Here is a 16,824-nt window from a genome sequence, read left to right on the forward strand (position 1 = left end):
CCGTCGTACAGGGCATACTGAGGCCTCCTTCGGCCTCACGATCTGGAAGGCAATCGGATGACCTCGGAGTTGATGTTCTGGCGGACCATGGCCCGCTACGCGCTCGCACGGGCGCAGGCCCAGCGGGCCCGGGCGCGGCAGGGGCACACCGAGTTGGGCGCCTCCGCACTCGAGTGGGCGATCATCTCGGGGATCCTGGTCGTCGCCGCGTTGGCGATCGGCGTGGTGGTGAAGCGCGTGATCAGCAAGCACACCGCCGATATCGACACGGGCAGCTGACGGTCGCCCTATGCGGTTGGGGTGGATGAAGCGACGCAGACGGTCGGAGCGAGGGGTCAGCACGCTCGAGCTGGCCATCCTGGCGCCGGCGATCCTGACGCTGATCTTCCTGTCCATCCAGACGGCGTTGTGGCTGTACGGGCGTTCCGTCGCGCTGAACGCTGCGGAGGAAGGTGTGTCCCGGCTCCGGCTGGTGCAGCCGACCGTCTACACCACCGCGGTGGGGGAGAAGGTCCGGTCGGACATCCAGTCGTACGCGACACAGCTCGGCGGTACGACGTTGCAGCACGCCGACGTGCCGTTCCCGGCGTACAACAGCCCGGAGGGCACGGTCTCGTTCACCGTCACCGGTGACACCGTCTCGCTGGTGCCCGGCCTGACGCTGAAGGTGAGCCGGACCGCCACCGGCCAGATCGAACAGTTCGAAGCCGACAAGTGAGTGTGAGGATGAAGCGGAGACTGGGGATCCGTCGCGAGCGCGGGACGATGGCGCTGGAGATGGTGATCCTTGCGCCGGTGCTGCTCCTGCTGTTCATGTTCCTGCTCGCCTGCGGGCGGTACTTCCAGACGTCGTCGCTGCTGGAGAGCGCAGCCCGGGACGGCGCCCGCAGCGCGAGTCAGGCGCGGTCGTTGCCCGATGCCCAGAGCCGCGTCGACACGGCGGTCAGTACGACGATGAGCCAGGCGATCAAGTCCTGCAAGACGACCGCGTCGGGCTCGATCACCACCGGGTTCGTTGCCGGGTCGCCGTTGTCGGTCGAGGTCACCTGCACGATCAACTACCGCGACCTCGGGCTGCTCGGGCTCGGCGGCGACACCACGATCACCAAGCGCTTCACCTCGTCCCTCGACCCGTACCGGGGGGTGCGCGGTGACGGCTCCTGAGCGGCACCGGTCCCGGCTCGTCGAGTTCTTCCGTATCGATGCCCCCGGCAACCATCGGCGGTTCTCCCGCGGCGCGTTGAGTCCCGCGGTGGCGATCCTCGCGGTGATGATCTTCACCCTGGCCGGCCTGGTCATCGACGGCGGCCGGCAGTTGGGTGCGCGGTCGCGTGCGGTCGGGTACGCCCAGGAGGCCGCCCGCGTCGGGGCGGCCGCGATCCAGCTGAACGTCGCCGAGGCCAAGATCGACACCACCAAGGCGGCCACGGCAATCTCCGGGTTCTGCGCGCAGGTGCGTAACAACGACCCGGCCGTCACCTCCTGCGGTCCGACCACGCTGACCGACAAAGAGGTTGACATCCAGGTCGACATCGCCAACAAGACCACGTTCCTCGGCCTGATCGGCAAGACCTCGCTGAAGGCCAGCGGCACCGGCCAGGCGCACGCCGAGCAAGGCATAGAGAAGGCCGACGACAGCCCGACGATCCCGCCGATCGTGGTCAACCCGACCACTGACGGCCCGGGTGCGCCGACGTCGGTCGCCCACCCGCCGACGATCGACTTGCCCTGCCCGACCTGGACCGTCGGCTCGCCGACCCCGACCTGGACCCTGTCGCCGTTCCCGTTCCCCGCGACCTGTTCCCCGAACGTGACGCCGCCGCCGGACACCAACTCCTCGCCGCCGCCGTCCGGCGATCCGTCCGGCCCGCCGTCCAGCTCGGAGCCGCCGTCGACGACGAAGCCGCCCGGCGGCTAGAGATCAAAGGATTGCCTCCCATGCGTAGGTCTGCCCTCCTGCCTGTCGTTGTGACCGGCGTCCTGTTGTTGAGTGCCTGTGGCAAGAACTCGAACGACGGCACGCTGCCGGTCCCCGCCGGCGGCTCGGACGCGACGACGTCCTCGGACACTCCGTCCGCCGAGCCGACCGAGCCTTCGAGCGCGCCGACGCAACCCGCGGCCACCACGAAGCCGACCACGACGGCGAAAGCGCAAATCATCATCAAAGCCGGGAACTTCGCCTCGAACCCCGCCGTCCAAGGCCTCGTGACCAGCTACCCGCTCTACTTCCAGGCGCTGGTGTCGAAGGACGACACGGTCCTGAAGAAGAAGTTCCCGTCGTTCTTCTACTCCGACGTGTCCGAAGGCATCTTCGACGCCCAGCGCAACGGCTGGATCATGAAGCCGCCCGGCAGCGTGGTCATCGTCGGCGCGAAGAGCACGCCCGACGGCACGGTGGCGGTGCAGACGTGCCGCTCGCAGACCACGCAGTACTGGGACCCGAAGACGAAGAAGTGGACCGTGGTGACGCCGAACGGCTCGCCGGAGGTGATCGAGATGATCAAGACCGGCATCGGCTGGCTGCCGTACCGCCTGGCGACGTCGACCGGGGTGAAGTGCAGCGGAGTCCACTATCCGGCCTAGATCAGAACCCCGGAATTCACATTCCGAATAGGTGACGGGGCACTGGGCAACGGGCATGATGCCCCTGGTCGAAGATAATCTGCCGAAGAGCCGTCAAGTCTGGGGAGTGAGGATGCACAACCGAGTAGCCCGCACACTGCTCATCCTGAGCGCGGTACTCGCACTACTCACAGCCGGCCCAGTCTCAACGGCCTCCGCTGACACCATCCAGACCGGTAACAGGGTCTGCAGCATGTACGTGAACGCGATCGGTTTCGGCGCGTATTGCAGCTCCGGGCAGGCTTACGTCGGCGGCGGAACGCCGCCAACCTGGCGTGAGCGGCTGGACGGCAGGCCCTTCGTGCCGTGCCGCGACTTCGAGATCCCGAAGGGGATCAGGCTGCCGAAGGCGCCGGACGGCAAGGAGTGGGTCCTCCGAGTCACGATCACGGACTACACCTTGGACAGCTACAACGGCGGTCCGAGGGCTCACCTCGAGCGGGCGTACGTGCCTGTCGACGCACAGGATCGTGCGCAGTGCCCCTTCCCGGACTACATGCAGCAGTTCTGGTGGCGGTTCGAAGGCACGTATCCGCCGCCTGCGTTGCAGATCATGCCGACGTACACGCCGCGGGTGAACGTGCCGGCCTTCTTCACGTTGACGCCTGACAGTTCGATGCTGGTCAAGAGCGACACGAAGGTCTACACGCCCGACGAGATGACCAGCGGGATGTTCGACGACAAGCACAACCTCACCATGCGCGGCATGGTGGTCCAGATGGTGATCGATCCGGGTGACAACACCGGGACCTTGACCTGCAAGGTCGGTGTGACGCCGCTCGCCGACCCGGACGGGTACGACCAGACCCAGGATCCGGACCACCAGATCAACACATGCAAGCACGTCTACAAGAAGTCGAGCGCGAGTCAGCCGGACGGCATGTACACCGTGAAGCTGACCATCACGTGGGAGGTCTCGTACTGGATCGGCAGGGATGCCGGTGAATGGCACCCGATCGGGCAGGCGAACGTCACAGCTGTACAGCGGCTTCCTGTGCAGGAAGTTCAGGCCATTGGTGGCTGATGGTGGGGGTATGGAGGAGCGATGGTAAGGACGAATGAGCCGGTGCGTGCGGCGCGGTTGCCGCAGCGGCGGGCGGGGAGTCCGGGCGCGGACCGGTTGAAGGGGTTCGTCGCGCTGCTCGCGATCCTCGCGATCGTCGGCGGCGTGCCCTACGTCTTGCTGCGGTTCTTCGGGACCCCGTGGCCGGACAAGATGCCGACCAGCAGCATGTTGTTCGACGAGCTGAGCATCCGGACCGTCCTCGGCATCATCGCGTTCGTCATCTGGATCGCTTGGCTGCACTTCGTCATCTGCCTGATCGCGGAGGCGGTCGCCGAGATCCGCGGGCACGGTTTGTCGCCACGGATCCCGTTCGGCGGCGGTTCGCAGACGATCGCCCGCCGGCTGATCGGCACCGTCGTACTGATCGCCGCCGGTGCGGGCGTCAGCCTGCCGGTCGCAAGCGCAGTCACCACCGCCGGTCCGGCCGCCCCGACCTCGGTCTCCGCGCGGCATGAGAGCTCGACCTCGCAGTTCCGTCAGACCGAGGCAGCCAGCAAGATCCTCGCGGGCAATCAGAAGACGACCACCGGCGTACGGACGAACCACGACCACCAAGGTCAGGTCATCAAGTACACCGAGGTCCGGCCGCCCCAGGGGCGCAACTACGACTGCCTGTGGGACATCGCCGAGCGGTACCTGGGCGAAGGTCGCCGGTACAAGGAGATCTACGACCTCAACAAGAACAAGCTCCAGCCCGACGGACGCCGGCTGACCAACCCGGATCTGATCCTGCCGGGCTGGCAGGTGCGGCTGCCGGGCGACGCCAAGGGCCCGGGTGTGCACACCGTGCGCGTCAGCATCGACGACCGCACCGGCAAGACCACGGTCAGCACGAAGACCACCACCGAGACCCGGACCGCCGTCAAGCCCACCACGAAGGCGACGACGAAGACCGAGACCAAGGCCGGCGGCAAGACCGAGACCAGCAACCCGACGCGGTACTCCGAGCAGGGCATCGAGCCGGGCTCGTCGATCGTCATCGGCACCACCCAGAGCGACCCGGGCGCGAAGAACGTCAAGCCGGGGGAGCCGGGTGTCTCCGTCGAGCCGCACGTTCCGGGCACCGGCCAGTCCGAGCACGGCGAGCCGGCCGGTGGCGGTATCCAGGTTCCCGAGGCGACTCCGGTGGCGACGGACGACGGTGGCATCAACCTGCAGCAGGCCGGTATCTACGGCTTCGGTGCGGCGCTGCTCGCGGCCGGTCTGGCGCTTGCACTCAAGCGTCGCCGTGGCTGGGCGCAGGGTCCGGGTCCGAAGGCTGCCGGTCACCGGCAGACCGAGGTCGGCCTGCGACTCGCGTCGGACGTCCCGACCGCGCAGTTCGTCGACAACGCGCTGCGCAAGCTCGGTGCCGACATGACGCAGCTGCAGCGGTCGATGCCGAAGGTGGTCGCCGCGCTGGTGACCGACCGGGCGCTGACGCTGGTGCTCGACCCGTACGAGGCTCAGCCGGAGCCGCCGGGTCCGTGGCAGGCGATTGCCGAAGGCACCCGTTGGACGCTGCGCCGCGCGTACGGACCGACCAGCGAGGTCAGCGCGCCCGCGCCGTACCCGACGCTCGTCACGGTCGGCCAGAACGCCGACGGCGCGACGGTGCTGATCGATCTCGACACCGCGAACGGGATCGTCTCGTTCGGCGGCGTGACCAACGCGTCCCGCGACGTCGTCGGCTCGCTGGCCGTCGAACTGGCGACGAACCTGTGGTCCGAGGGCGCGCACATCAGCATGGTCGGATTCGGCGACGACCTGTCGTCGCTGGCGCCGACCCGGCTGAGCTACTGGATCCGGCTCGACGACGCGATGGGCGAGGTTGCCCGGCGTACCGAGGCGCAGGTTCAGGCGTGCCAGCGGCGGAACGTCGACTCGGTCGCGGATGCCCGGATGACGCATCCGGACGCGGCGCTGTGGGGCTCGGAGATCATCTTCGTGTCCGCGCCGCCGTCGCCGGAGGAGCAGGACCAACTGAACCGGCTGGCCGCGGACGCCAAGCGCAGCATCGCGGTCGTCGTGGTCGGCGACGTACTCGACTCGCCGTGGCGGTTCGTCGTGGACGAGAAGAACCAGGCCGTCTGCCGGCTGCTCGGCCTCGAGGTCGACGCGCACAGCGTCAACCCGGAGCAGTTCGCCGACCTGGTCGCGCTGTTCGACGCGGCCGAGTTCGACGCGCTGGACAAGCGCCGTGCGGAGCAGGACATGCCGGCGTACGAGTTCTCGACCACCGACCTCAGCCAGCCGGCTCCGGTCGAGGTCGACCTGCTCGGCCCGGTCGAGGTGGACGCTCGCGGTGTCATCGACGAGGGCCGGGTCTCGCTGTCGACGGAGATCATCGCGTTCCTCGCCAGCCAGGACTACGGCGTACACCCGAACGTGCTCGCCGGTGCGATCTGGCCGCGCGGCATCAGCGAGGAACTGCGCGACGCCGCGCTGGAGCACACCCGCCGCTGGGTCGGTGTGGACGCGATGTACGCCGACGAGTCCGGCCGCTGGATGCTGAACCGCAGCGTCGTCCGCGTCGACTGGGACGTGTTCCGGACCCTGGCCAAGCAGGCGACGATGGTGGACGACCCGCGTGGTCCGCTGTCGACGGCGCTCAGCCTCGTCCACGGCCCCGCCTGGGCGAACCTGCCCGGCGGCCGCTACTCGTGGCTCGCCGCGTCCGGCATCGAACGCCGGATGGCCGAGGCCGTCGTCGACGCATCCCTGCGGCTCGCCGAGGCGTCCCTCAGCCACAACGACGGCAACCTGGCCCGCACCGCCCTCCAGACCGGCCTCAGCTTCTCGCCGGCCTCCGAGGAACTGTGGCGAGCCACGCTCCGCCTGGCATCCCACTTCGGTACGACGGCCGATGTCACCAACGTCGCCGGCCAGCTGTACGCCGCCCTCACCAAACACGGCGCCCCCCGCGGCCCGGAAGCCGAAACCGACGCCCTCGTCGACGAACTCCTCCCCGGCTACCACCGCCCCGCCCAGGTCGCCTGACACCTGCACAACAAGAACCGCCCGGCGCGCTTGCCGGGCGGTTCTTCGTTGGCGTGTCAGAGCGGGTTGGCGGACCAGGTGTCGCAGGCGGTCATGTCGCCGGTGTCCATGCCTTTCTGGAACCACTTCATGCGTTGGGCGGCGGTGCCGTGGCTGAAGGACTCCGGGGTTACCTGGCCCTGGGTCTTCTGCTGGATGCGGTCGTCGCCGACGGAGGCGGCGGCGTCGAGGCCGCGGGCGATGTCGTCCTCGGAGAGCTCGGTGATGAGGGGCTGGCCGCTCTTGTTCGGGACCGTGGTGGCGTGGTTGGTCCAGATGCCGGCCAGGCAGTCGGCCTGCAGCTCGGAGCGGACCGAGTCCGACGTCGGGCCGTTGCGGGTCTTGATCCGGTCGAGGATGCCGTACAGGTTCTGGATGTGGTGCCCGTACTCGTGCGCCACGACGTACGCCTCGGCGAACTCGCCGCCGCGGGCGCCCAGGTCCGACTGCAGCGTCTCGAAGAACCCGAGGTCGAGGTACACCCGCATGTCCGGCGGGCAGTAGAACGGGCCGACCGCGCTGGTGGCCGGGCCGCAGCCGGTGTTCACCGAGCCGTCGAAGACCCGCATCGGCGCCCGGGTGTACTTCTTCCCCCGCCGGGGGAGCTCCGCGGCCCAGAAGCTCTCGATCGAGTTCTGGTAGAAGACGAACCGGCAGTTCGAGTTCGCCTGCAGGTCGGTGCCCTTCTTGCAGGAACTCAGATTGCCGGGTGCCGTGTTCTGCGTGACCGGTTGGTCGGCGCTGCCACCTCCGCCTGGCAGGCCGCCGGTCAGCAGCAGGATCACCACGAGCAGGATGATGCCGCCGATGCCGCCGCCGACCGGGATCATCCCGCCCGGCAGCCCACCGCCGCGCCCGCCGCCACTCCCACGGGTGTCCTCGACACCGCTGGTGTCGAGATCCGCGTCCGGATTGAATTTCATGCCACATACACTAGATCAGCAAACTCGGCTGAAGCTCTAGCGTAAGGACGCCCCCGAACCCCGATGATCACTGTTTCCAATCTCGAGGTTCGCGTCGGTGCCCGGCAGCTGCTCGCGCCCGCGTCGTTCCGGGTCGGCCCCGGCGACAAGGTCGGGCTGGTCGGCCGCAACGGCGCCGGCAAAACGACCCTGACCAAGATCCTGGCCGGTGAAGGACTGCCCGCCAGCGGTTCGGTGACGAAATCGGGCGAGATCGGCTACCTTCCGCAGGACCCGCGCACCGGCGACCTCGAAGTACTCGCCCGGGACCGGATCCTGTCCGCGCGCGGCCTCGACGACGTCGTACGACGTCTGCGCAGCGCCGAGAAGTCGATGGCCAGCGCCGACGAGAAGACTCGCGCCAAGGGCATGCGCCGGTACGAGCGCGCCGAGGCCGACCTGCACGCCGCCGGCGGGTACGCCGCGGAGTCCGAAGCCGCCCGGATCGCGGCCAACCTCGGCCTCCCGGACCGCGTCCTCGGCCAGCCGCTGGCGACCCTGTCCGGTGGTCAGCGCCGCCGCGTCGAGCTGGCCCGGATTCTGTTCGCCCAGGCCGAGACGCTGCTCCTCGACGAGCCGACCAACCACCTCGACGCCGACTCGATCATCTGGTTGCGCGACTTCCTGAAGACGTACCCCGGTGGCGTGATCATGATCAGCCACGACGTGAACCTGCTCGAGGAGACCGTCACCCGGGTCTTCCACCTGGACGCGAACCGGGCCGAGATCGACATCTACAACGTCGGCTGGAAGGCGTACCTGAGCCAGCGCGAGACCGACGAGCGCCGCCGCAAACGCGAGCGGGCGAACGCGGAGAAGAAGGCCACCCAGCTCGTCGACCAGGCGAACAAGATGCGCGCCAAGGCGACCAAGGCCGCCGCCGCGCAGCAGATGCTCCGCCGCGCCGAGCGGTTGATGTCGTCACTCGAGGACGAGCGCCAGGCCGACCGCGTCGCGAAGATCTCGTTCCCGACGCCGGCCCCGTGTGGCAAGACGCCGCTGATGGCCCGCGAGCTGTCGAAGTCGTACGGCTCGCTGGAGATCTTCACCGACGTCGACCTCGCGATCGACAAGGGCTCGCGCGTCGTCGTACTCGGGCTGAACGGCGCCGGCAAGACGACCCTGCTGCGGATCCTCGGCGGGATCGAGAAGGCCGACACCGGTGAGGTCATCGACGGCCACGGCCTCAAGCTCGGGTACTACGCGCAGGAGCACGAGACCCTCGATGTCAACCGGACCGTGCTGGAGAACATGAAGTCCGCCGCCCCGGAGCTGAACGAGACACAGGCCCGCAGCGTCCTCGGCTCGTTCCTGTTCACCGGCGACGACTCCGACAAGCCCGCCAGCGTGCTGTCCGGCGGTGAGAAGACGCGACTCGCCCTCGCGACCCTGGTCGTCTCCGCGGCGAACGTCCTGCTCCTCGACGAGCCGACCAACAACCTGGACCCGGCCTCCCGGGCCGAAGTGCTGAACGCGATCCGCTCGTACACCGGCGCGATCGTCCTGGTCACCCACGACGAGGGCGCGGTCGAGGCGCTCGAGCCGGAGCGCGTCGTACTGCTCCCGGACGGCGTCGAGGACCTCTGGTCGAACGACTACGCCGACCTGGTCTCGCTCGCCTGATTACTTCCGAGTAATATCCGGGCCATGACGGATCTCGGACTGCGGTTCTCGGTGGACGGCCCGGTTGCGCGCGTGGTGCTGGATCGGCCGGAGGTGCGCAATGCGCAGATCCCGGCGATGTGGAGCGCCCTGGCCGACTTCGGTACGTCGTTGCCGCCCGAGGTCCGCGTGGTCGTCGTGTCGGGGGAGGGGCCGTCGTTCTCGGCCGGTCTCGACCGTCGGCTGATGGTCGGCGCTCCCGTCGACGGTCAGGAGCCGTTGCTGACGCTGGGCGCGAAGCCGGAGCCTGAGCTGCTGGAGCTGATCGCCGCGTTTCAGTCCGGGTTCTCCTGGCTGCGGAGTCCGGAGATCATCAGCATCGCCGCGGTCCAGGGACACGCTGTCGGCGCGGGGTTCCAGCTCGCGCTGGCCTGCGACCTGCGGGTCGTGACCCCGGACGCGCGGTTCAGCATGCGCGAACCGGCCCTCGGCCTGGTGCCCGACCTCGGCGGCACCCAGCCGCTGGTCCAGTTGGTCGGCTACTCGCGGGCGCTCGAGCTGTGTACGACGACCCGCTGGGTGGAGGCGGCCGAGGCGCGGGACATCGGCCTCGCCAACATCGTCGTACCGGCCGAGGAGCTGGCGGCGACAGTGAAGGACCTGACCGACGCCGTGCTCGGCCCGCTGCCGGGTGCGATCCGCGAGACGAAGGCATTGCTGCTCGGCGCCGCGGACCGCACCTATGAGGATCAGCTGAAGGCCGAGCGCGAGGCTCAGTCCCGGCGGCTCAAGGAACTGATCGCCGCGCTGGGTTAGTGCCAGTTGCTGACGAGTACGTCGTGCGGCGCGGGCTCGCCCTTGCCGGTCTCGACGTACTGCTTGAGGCTCATCAGGAACGTGGCCCACTTGGTGCTGCAGTGGTACATGAACTCGACCGGCTCGCGCCAGCCCGCCTGCTTGAAGAGGATGATCGTGTACTCGTCGGTCTGCGAGAGCTCGAAGGTGACGTGGGTGCCGATCCATTCGTCGGGTCCACCAACGACCTCCCAGTGGACCAGCTCGCCGGGCTTGGTCTCCACGACCTTCATGTCGAAGCCGTCCCCGCCGGCGGTGGCGAAGCGGAACTCGATGACGCCGTCGACGTCGCCCTTGGTGTCCTCGGTCCACCAGCCGGCCAGACCGTCGATGGTGGTGAGTGCGGTGAAAACGTCCTTCGGGGACGCGATGATGCCTACGCGGTGCAGGATGTCGGACATGGTTGTGCCTTTCAGTTGTCTCGGGTCTTCTGGATCGCCTCGGCGATCCGCTTGATGCGCTGCAGCCGGCGGTCCCAGGCCTCGGTGACGTCGGTCAGCTGGTTGATCGCGCGGGCGAGCTGCGACTCGTCCACGGTGTAGCGACGTTCGCGTCCGGACGGTGCGGAGTGCACGAGTCCGGCCCGGTCGAGTACGGCGAGGTGCTTGGCGACCGCCTGGCGGGTGACGGGCAGCTGGTCGCTCAGGCTGGTCGACGTACCGCCGCCGTCGGCGAGCAGCAGGTCGAGCATCCGTCGCCGGGTGGGATCACCGATCGCCGACCAGAGCTCGTCGTCGATCACGGCCGGTTCGCCAGCCCTTCGGCGTACGGCGTGAGACGGGGCAGGAAGTAGTTCCAGCCGTTGGTGTGGTCCTCGAGCTGGGCGTCGGACTTGGCGGCCTCGTCCCACCCTGTCTCGGCGAACCGCAGCAGCGTGCCGCCGTCGACGGGAACGAGCTCGAAGGTCACGAGCAGCGAGTTCTCCGGGGTGGCGGTCTCGTCGTCGTAGTCCCAGCGGAAGACGAACCGGTGCGGAGGCTCTGCCTCGACCACCGTGACCGGCACGACCTTCGTGCCTTCGGCCTGCCGGAAGCCGACCGTCCCGGTGGCTCCGGCGACCGGCTTGAGGTCGACCTCGTCCGGCCACCACTCGCGCAGGTGCTCCGGCGAGCTGACCACCTCGTAGACCACCTCCGGGGTAGCCTCCACCCGAATCTCCCGCTCGATGCTCCTGGCCATCTCACCGCTCCCTTTCGCAACCTTTTGTTGCACATGACTCTAGCGGTGGATCTACGAATGCGCAACCAAGAGTTGCGGGAAGCGCCGAGCGGCGCGAAACGTTGAGAAGATCTATCCAATGGGAGGGGACTGAATGTCGTCACCGATGATGCGGCCCGGCATGGGCGCGATGGGCTGGCGCCGACAGGACGCGTCGGTGGCCGGGCAGAAGCTGGCGAAGGGCACGCTACCGCGGATCGCGCGGTTCGCGAGGCCGTTCCGCTGGCACATCGCGGCGTTCCTGCTGCTGGTGATCGTGTCCGCGGTGCTCGTGATCGCGTCGCCGCTGCTGTTCAAGAAGATCGTCGACGACGGGATCTCGAAGGGCAACGCCGGCCTGGTGACTGCGCTGGCCCTGGTGGTCGCCGTACTCGCGGTCTTCGAGGCGCTGCTCGGCCTGATCCAGCGCTGGTTCTCGGCGCGGATCGGGGAGGGGCTGATCTTCGACCTGCGGACCCGGGTGTTCTCACATGTCCAGCGGATGCCGATCGCGTTCTTCACCCGGACCCAGACCGGTGCGCTCGTGTCCCGCCTCAACAACGACGTGATCGGCGCCCAGCAGGCCTTCACCTCGACGCTGTCCGGTGTGGTCTCCAACGTGATCAGCCTGATCCTGGTCGTCGGTGCGATGCTGGCGCTGAGCTGGCAGCTGACCGTCGTCGCGATCCTGATGCTGCCGATCTTCCTGATCCCGGCGCGAGTGCTCGGGCGTCGGTTGGCCGCGATGACGCGGGAACAGATGAACCTGAACGCCGAGATGTCGACCGCGATGACCGAGCGGTTCAGCGTCGGCGGCGCGCTGCTCGTCACGCTGTTCGGCAAGCCGCAGCTGGAGACCGCGGACTTCGGCGAGCGCGCCGGCCGCGTCCGCGACCTGGGCATCCGGATCGCGATGCTCGGTCGTGTGTTCTTCACGGCGCTGACGTTGGTCGCCGCGTTGGCGACGGCCCTGGTGTACGGCGTGGGCGGCAACCTCGCCGTACGGCAGACATTGACCATCGGGACGCTGCTCGCACTCGTCGCGCTGCTCGGCCGGCTGTACGGGCCGCTGACTGCGCTCTCCAACATCCGCGTCGATGTGATGACCGCGTTGATTTCGTTCGAGCGGGTCTTCGAAGTGCTGGATCTCGAGCCGATGATCAAGGATTCGGCGGACGCCGTCGACCTGCCGGATGATGCGGCCAGCGTGGAGTTCGAGCATGTCGCGTTTTCCTACCCGACCGCCGAGCAGGTCTCGTTGGCCAGCCTCGAAGCCGTCGCCGTGTTGGACAAGCGCGTCTCGGCGCAGGTCCTGGAGGACGTCAGCTTCGCGATCCGGCCCGGCCAGATGGTCGCACTGGTTGGTCCGTCGGGCGCGGGCAAGACGACCATCACCAACCTGGTCGCCCGCTTGTACGACGTGACTGGGGGAGCGGTGCGGGTCGGTGGCAAGGATGTTCGCGACGTGACCCTGCAGTCCCTGCACGACACGATCGGGTACGTCACGCAGGACGCGCACATGTTCCACGACACGATCCGCGCCAACCTGGTGTACGCCAAGCCGGACGCGACCGAGGACGAGATGGTCGGCGCGTTGCGGGCGGCCCAGATCTGGGATCTCGTCTCCGGCCTGCCGGACGGGCTCGACACGGTCGTCGGCGATCGCGGTCACCGGCTGTCCGGTGGCGAGCGGCAACGACTCGCGATCGCCCGGTTGTTGCTGAAGGCCCCGAAGATCGTCGTACTCGACGAAGCGACCGCGCACCTGGACTCCGAGTCCGAGGTCGCCGTTCAGCGCGCGCTGGACACCGCGCTCGAGGGGCGTACGTCGCTGGTCATCGCGCACCGGCTGTCGACCGTGCGGAACGCGGACCTGATCCTTGTCGTTGACCACGGCAACATCGTCGAGCGCGGCACGCACGAGCAGTTGCTCGCGGCGGGTGGCGAGTACGCTGATCTGTACCACACGCAGTTCACGGAATCAGGTTCGGCGGCAGGTGTTTGATGATCAAGCTGGCGATCGTCCTCGCAGCGGGGTACGCGGGCTTCAAGCTCGCGTACCACTCCGAGGACGGCCGCCACTACGGCCGCACCGGTGAGCGTGCGGTCAGGACGACGCTGTCGCTACTGATCGCGAGTCTCGCCGGCGGCGTCGCTTACGCGGCCCTGCTGTCGCACTGAGCCGGCCTTCTGGGCGTCGTGCTCGAGCAGATGCAGAACGGGTACGCCGAGATGCCGGCGCGCCGAGGTGGTCCAATCGAGGTGGAAGAACTCCGCCACGATGTGCGGGCGGGTCAGGATGATGACCTCCTGCCCCTGCGTTGCCTGCACGGTCGCGACGAGCGCGTCGATCGGCCGGTCGTGCGAGATACCGCCCTCGGCGTGCTGCCCGAGGTCGCGTAGCCGCTGCACGCTGCGTCCGCTGCAGCCCTTCGCCTCCGTGTCGATCGCCTTCTGTGCCTCGGCGAGGTCCTCGCGCTGACCGGCGAGCCCAGGCCCGTACAGGTCCGCGGTGCCGAGCGCGCTGATCGAGGCCTCGACGCCCGCCTCGGCGTTGTGGCAGGGCACGAGCACGTGGTACGTCACCGGCTCCGGCATGTCGTTATGTAGTTCGACGACGCGTTTCGCGTCGGGCTCGGACAGTTCCTGTTCGACGAGCAGTACGACGTCGTACATCGCGTAACCTCCGATGCTTACCAGTCGGTATAAACCCCATAGTGCCCCCAACCGGTGCCGAAGTATTCAACTGGATCGTTGCAGTTTTCTGCGTCCGTACGTGCGCAGCGCGCGGAGCAGATCCACCTCGCGGAACGCGGGCCAGTACAGGTCGCAGAACTCGATCTCGGACCGAGTTGCCTGCCACAGCAGGAAGTCCGACATCCGCAACTCACCACTGGTCCGGATCACCAGGTCCGGGTCGGGCAGGCCAGGCACGTAGAGATGCCGACTGATCTCGTCCTCGCTCAGCGCGTCCGCGACGTCGTCGAGTGATCGGCCGGCCGCCGCGGCTTCGTCGAGCATCGACCGGACGGCGTCGACCAGCTCGAGCCGGCCGCTGTAGCCAATCGCGATCGTCAGGTCTCCCGCCTCACGATCCCGGCTGAGCGTGACCGCTTCCTTCAGTGCGCGAGCCGTTGAATCGGGCAACAAATCCAGCTGGCCCGCGACGTGCAGCCGCCAGCGGTGGTCGCGACGGACATGATCTGCCAGAACGGTCTCGGTCAGCTCCATCAGGTAGTCGACCTCGCCCGACTCCCGCTTACGCAGGTTGTCGGCCGACGCGACCCAGGCGGTCACGCACCGGACCCCTGCGTCCGCACTCCACTGCAGGAACTGCTCGAGATGCTTGGCGCCGAAGCGGTGACCGATACGCACGTCGTCGTACCCGACACCGCGAGCCCACCGGCGGTTGCCGTCCATGACGATCGCGACGTGCTGCGGCATCGGCATGCCCTTGAGTTGGCGCCGGAGCAGGCTTGTATAGAGGCGGTAGTGGGGTTTCATCGTTGCGCGCTGGAGAGTACGTCGGCCAGGTCGAACTTGATCGGCTCCTCCAACTGCTCGTACGTGCAGGACTCCGGCGTACGGTCCGGGCGCCAGCGGACGAACTGGGCGGTGTGGCGGAAGCGGATGCCTTCCATGTGGTCGTACCGGACCTCGACGACGAGCTCGGGCCGCAGCGGGACGAAGGACAGGTCCTTGCCCGCCTGCCAGCGGCTGCCTTCGGCGTTGCGCGGCGTGCGGACGCCTTCCTCCTGCTTCGCCCACGCCCACGGGTGCTCGTCGAAGGTCGTGACGAGCGGCTGCATCTCCTGGAACAGCTCCTTGCGGCGCTCGAGCGGGAACGCGCCGATCACGCCGACGCTGGCCAGCGTGCCGTCCTCGTTGTACAGCCCGAGGAGGAGCGAGCCGATCCGGTCCTCGCCGCTCTTGTGGACGCGGTAGCCGGCGACGACGCAGTCCGCCGTACGCTCCGGCTTGATCTTGAACATCGTGCGCTTGTCCGGGACGTAGAGACCGTCCAGCGGCTTCGCGATCAGGCCGTCCAGGCCGGCGCCCTCGAACTGCTCGAACCACTGCGCGGCGGTGTCGTGGTCGGCGGTCGCTGGGGTGACGTGGATCGGGGCCTTGACGTTCGCCAGGGCGTCGATCAGCGCCGTACGGCGTTCGCTGAACGGGCGCTCCGTGTAGTCGTCGTCACCGAGCGCTAGCAGGTCGAACGCGACGAAGCGGGCCGGGGTCTTCTCCGAGAGCATGTTCACGCGGCTCGCGGCCGGGTGGATGCGCTGCTGCAGCACCTCGAAATCGAGCCGGTCGCCGGACTCGCCGATCACGATGATCTCGCCGTCGATCGCGCAGCGCTCCGGGAGATTCGCCTTCACCGCCTCGACCAGCTCGGGGAAGTACCGCGTCATCGGCTTCTCGTTCCGGCTGCCGATCTCCACCTCGTCGCCGTCGCGGAAAATGATCGACCGGAACCCGTCCCACTTGGGCTCGTAGCTCAACTCACCGCGCGGAATCTCCTTCACCGGTTTGGCAAGCATCGGTTTGACCGGCGGCATGACAGGCAGTCGCATTCCTGCATTCTGTCCCACCGCACCGACACTCACCAGCAACGCCTGCGGTGGACAGTGAACCGGCGCGCCACGGACAATGCGTTTCATGACCTCGGTTCCGCTCGAGCAGAAGCGTCCGTCGGACGCCGAACGGGACCGCGCGCTCGCCGTACTGCGGGACGGCGCCGGCTCGGGCCGTCTGTCCCACGACACCTTCATCCGCCGGATGAACTTCGTCCTCCGCGCCCAAAGCCGCGCCGAACTGGCCGACGCCATCCGCGACCTGCCACCCACCGAACCCCGCTCCCGCACCTGGACCCGAGCCGTCTGGGCCCGATTGCCACGGTTGAAGGTGGACAGGCAGGTTTCGCCGAACGCGCGGACGGCGGCCCACCCGCAGGACTCCGCGGGCCGTGCCGCGTCCGCCCGCGATCCCGCGTCCGCCCACGATCCCGCGTACGGCGCGGGCGCCGCGTACGGCTCCGCCGGCCCGCACGACTCGGCGTACCGGCCCGCGACACCACACGATCTGGCGCATGGCCCCACCGCCTACCCCGAGCGCGCCGCTCGGCCCACCCGTTCGCCGCGGTTCGACCCGGTTGGTGTGGTTGCGTCGTGGCTCGACGCCCTTCCACGGTTCACCTGGGTGCGGCAGCAACCCGCCGTACCGCTTCCTGGGCTGGCCCTCCCCGCTCCCGGCTCGCCGACCGTGCGGATCGGGCGTGGGCCGGGTGCGACGCTGCGGATGGCCGACGTCTCCGTCTCGCGGTACCACGCCGAGCTCCGGCACGTCGACGACGGCTGGATGCTCCGCGACCTCGGCTCGATGAACGGCACCACCGTCAACGACCTCCGCATCACCACCACCGTCCGCGTACGCCCGGGGGACCGGGTCAGCTTCGGCGCGGTCGCGTACGTCCTGACCTGGACCGACTGAGAACTTGCA

At 68.4% G+C, this 16,824-nt stretch carries 19 protein-coding genes; 12 read left to right on the plus strand and 7 right to left on the minus strand.

Annotated features, from left to right (window positions below; genetic code table 11):
* Positions 1-57 precede the first annotated feature (57 nt).
* The 7 genes from FDA38_RS16790 (at position 58) to FDA38_RS16820 (ending at position 6,667) form a co-directional block, all read left to right on the plus strand.
* Entirely contained in the window at positions 58-279 is a 222-nt protein-coding gene (locus FDA38_RS16790) for a hypothetical protein (RefSeq protein WP_137254948.1), read from the plus strand.
* A gap of 25 nt (positions 280-304) precedes the next feature.
* Entirely contained in the window at positions 305-718 is a 414-nt protein-coding gene (locus FDA38_RS16795) for a TadE/TadG family type IV pilus assembly protein (RefSeq protein WP_137254949.1), read from the plus strand.
* 8 nt (positions 719-726) lie between these two features.
* Positions 727-1,164 (plus strand): TadE/TadG family type IV pilus assembly protein, encoded by a 438-nt coding sequence (locus FDA38_RS16800; RefSeq protein WP_137254950.1) that lies wholly within the window; start codon positions 727-729, stop codon positions 1,162-1,164.
* Positions 1,151-1,918 carry a TadE/TadG family type IV pilus assembly protein gene (locus FDA38_RS16805; RefSeq protein WP_202877700.1) on the plus strand — a complete coding sequence of 256 codons (768 nt, stop codon included), beginning with the start codon at positions 1,151-1,153 and terminating at the stop codon, positions 1,916-1,918. Before FDA38_RS16800 ends, FDA38_RS16805 begins: the two co-directional genes overlap by 14 nt.
* A gap of 20 nt (positions 1,919-1,938) precedes the next feature.
* Positions 1,939-2,583, plus strand: coding sequence for a hypothetical protein (locus tag FDA38_RS16810; RefSeq protein WP_233714761.1), 645 nt, complete (start codon positions 1,939-1,941; stop codon positions 2,581-2,583).
* Positions 2,584-2,815: 232 nt separating this feature from the next.
* Positions 2,816-3,646: a hypothetical protein gene (locus tag FDA38_RS16815; RefSeq protein ID WP_233714762.1), complete on the plus strand. Its 831-nt coding sequence runs from the start codon at positions 2,816-2,818 to the stop codon at positions 3,644-3,646.
* A gap of 21 nt (positions 3,647-3,667) precedes the next feature.
* A complete protein-coding gene (locus tag FDA38_RS16820; protein ID WP_137254952.1) occupies positions 3,668-6,667 on the plus strand; it encodes a hypothetical protein in 3,000 nt (999 codons plus the stop codon).
* A 56-nt stretch (positions 6,668-6,723) separates the two neighbouring features.
* On the opposite strand, the gene ypfJ is transcribed toward FDA38_RS16820, so the two are convergent.
* Positions 6,724-7,629, minus strand: coding sequence for a KPN_02809 family neutral zinc metallopeptidase (ypfJ, locus tag FDA38_RS16825; RefSeq protein WP_137254953.1), 906 nt, complete (start codon positions 7,627-7,629; stop codon positions 6,724-6,726).
* Between the two features lie 63 nt (positions 7,630-7,692).
* Between ypfJ and FDA38_RS16830 the strand changes: the two genes are divergently transcribed.
* Both FDA38_RS16830 and FDA38_RS16835 read left to right on the plus strand, forming a co-directional pair.
* Positions 7,693-9,291 carry an ABC-F family ATP-binding cassette domain-containing protein gene (locus FDA38_RS16830; RefSeq protein WP_137254954.1) on the plus strand — a complete coding sequence of 533 codons (1,599 nt, stop codon included), beginning with the start codon at positions 7,693-7,695 and terminating at the stop codon, positions 9,289-9,291.
* 24 nt (positions 9,292-9,315) lie between these two features.
* On the plus strand, positions 9,316-10,086 hold the full coding sequence (locus FDA38_RS16835; RefSeq protein WP_137254955.1) for an enoyl-CoA hydratase/isomerase family protein: 771 nt from the start codon (positions 9,316-9,318) through the stop codon (positions 10,084-10,086).
* Here the strand turns inward: FDA38_RS16835 and FDA38_RS16840 are convergent.
* From FDA38_RS16840 to FDA38_RS16850, 3 genes are read right to left on the minus strand one after another with little or no spacing between them, the layout of a single operon-like run.
* The gene (locus tag FDA38_RS16840) at positions 10,083-10,526 is read right to left on the minus strand and encodes an SRPBCC family protein (RefSeq protein WP_137254956.1); all 444 of its coding nucleotides are present in this window, start codon (positions 10,524-10,526) and stop codon (positions 10,083-10,085) included. The genes FDA38_RS16835 and FDA38_RS16840 overlap by 4 nt on opposite strands.
* A gap of 11 nt (positions 10,527-10,537) precedes the next feature.
* Positions 10,538-10,867, minus strand: coding sequence for an ArsR/SmtB family transcription factor (locus FDA38_RS16845; RefSeq protein WP_233714763.1), 330 nt, complete (start codon positions 10,865-10,867; stop codon positions 10,538-10,540).
* Positions 10,864-11,304, minus strand: coding sequence for an SRPBCC domain-containing protein (locus FDA38_RS16850; RefSeq protein WP_137254957.1), 441 nt, complete (start codon positions 11,302-11,304; stop codon positions 10,864-10,866). Before FDA38_RS16850 ends, FDA38_RS16845 begins: the two co-directional genes overlap by 4 nt.
* A 133-nt stretch (positions 11,305-11,437) precedes the next feature.
* On the opposite strand from FDA38_RS16850, the gene FDA38_RS16855 reads away from it, so the two are divergent.
* Both FDA38_RS16855 and FDA38_RS42255 read left to right on the plus strand, forming a co-directional pair.
* Complete coding sequence (locus FDA38_RS16855) at positions 11,438-13,327, plus strand: ABC transporter ATP-binding protein (RefSeq protein ID WP_137254958.1); 1,890 nt, start codon at positions 11,438-11,440, stop codon at positions 13,325-13,327.
* On the plus strand, positions 13,327-13,503 hold the full coding sequence (locus tag FDA38_RS42255) for a hypothetical protein (RefSeq protein ID WP_170989756.1): 177 nt from the start codon (positions 13,327-13,329) through the stop codon (positions 13,501-13,503). Before FDA38_RS16855 ends, FDA38_RS42255 begins: the two co-directional genes overlap by 1 nt.
* Here the strand turns inward: FDA38_RS42255 and FDA38_RS16860 are convergent.
* The 3 genes from FDA38_RS16860 to FDA38_RS16870 form a co-directional block, all read right to left on the minus strand.
* Positions 13,447-13,998: a hypothetical protein gene (locus FDA38_RS16860; protein WP_137254959.1), complete on the minus strand. Its 552-nt coding sequence runs from the start codon at positions 13,996-13,998 to the stop codon at positions 13,447-13,449. The two genes, FDA38_RS42255 and FDA38_RS16860, sit on opposite strands and share 57 nt — an antisense overlap.
* A 66-nt stretch (positions 13,999-14,064) precedes the next feature.
* Complete coding sequence (gene uppS, locus FDA38_RS16865; RefSeq protein WP_137254960.1) at positions 14,065-14,826, minus strand: polyprenyl diphosphate synthase; 762 nt, start codon at positions 14,824-14,826, stop codon at positions 14,065-14,067.
* Positions 14,823-15,899, minus strand: coding sequence for an ATP-dependent DNA ligase (locus FDA38_RS16870; protein ID WP_137254961.1), 1,077 nt, complete (start codon positions 15,897-15,899; stop codon positions 14,823-14,825). The genes uppS and FDA38_RS16870 overlap by 4 nt, the downstream gene beginning before the upstream one ends.
* An 85-nt stretch (positions 15,900-15,984) precedes the next feature.
* On the opposite strand from FDA38_RS16870, the gene FDA38_RS43095 reads away from it, so the two are divergent.
* Positions 15,985-16,815: a DUF1707 and FHA domain-containing protein gene (locus FDA38_RS43095; protein WP_233714764.1), complete on the plus strand. Its 831-nt coding sequence runs from the start codon at positions 15,985-15,987 to the stop codon at positions 16,813-16,815.
* Positions 16,816-16,824: the final 9 nt, after the last annotated feature.

The organism is Kribbella jiaozuonensis (assembly GCF_005233875.1).
Classification (GTDB): Bacteria; Actinomycetota; Actinomycetes; order Propionibacteriales; family Kribbellaceae; genus Kribbella; species Kribbella jiaozuonensis.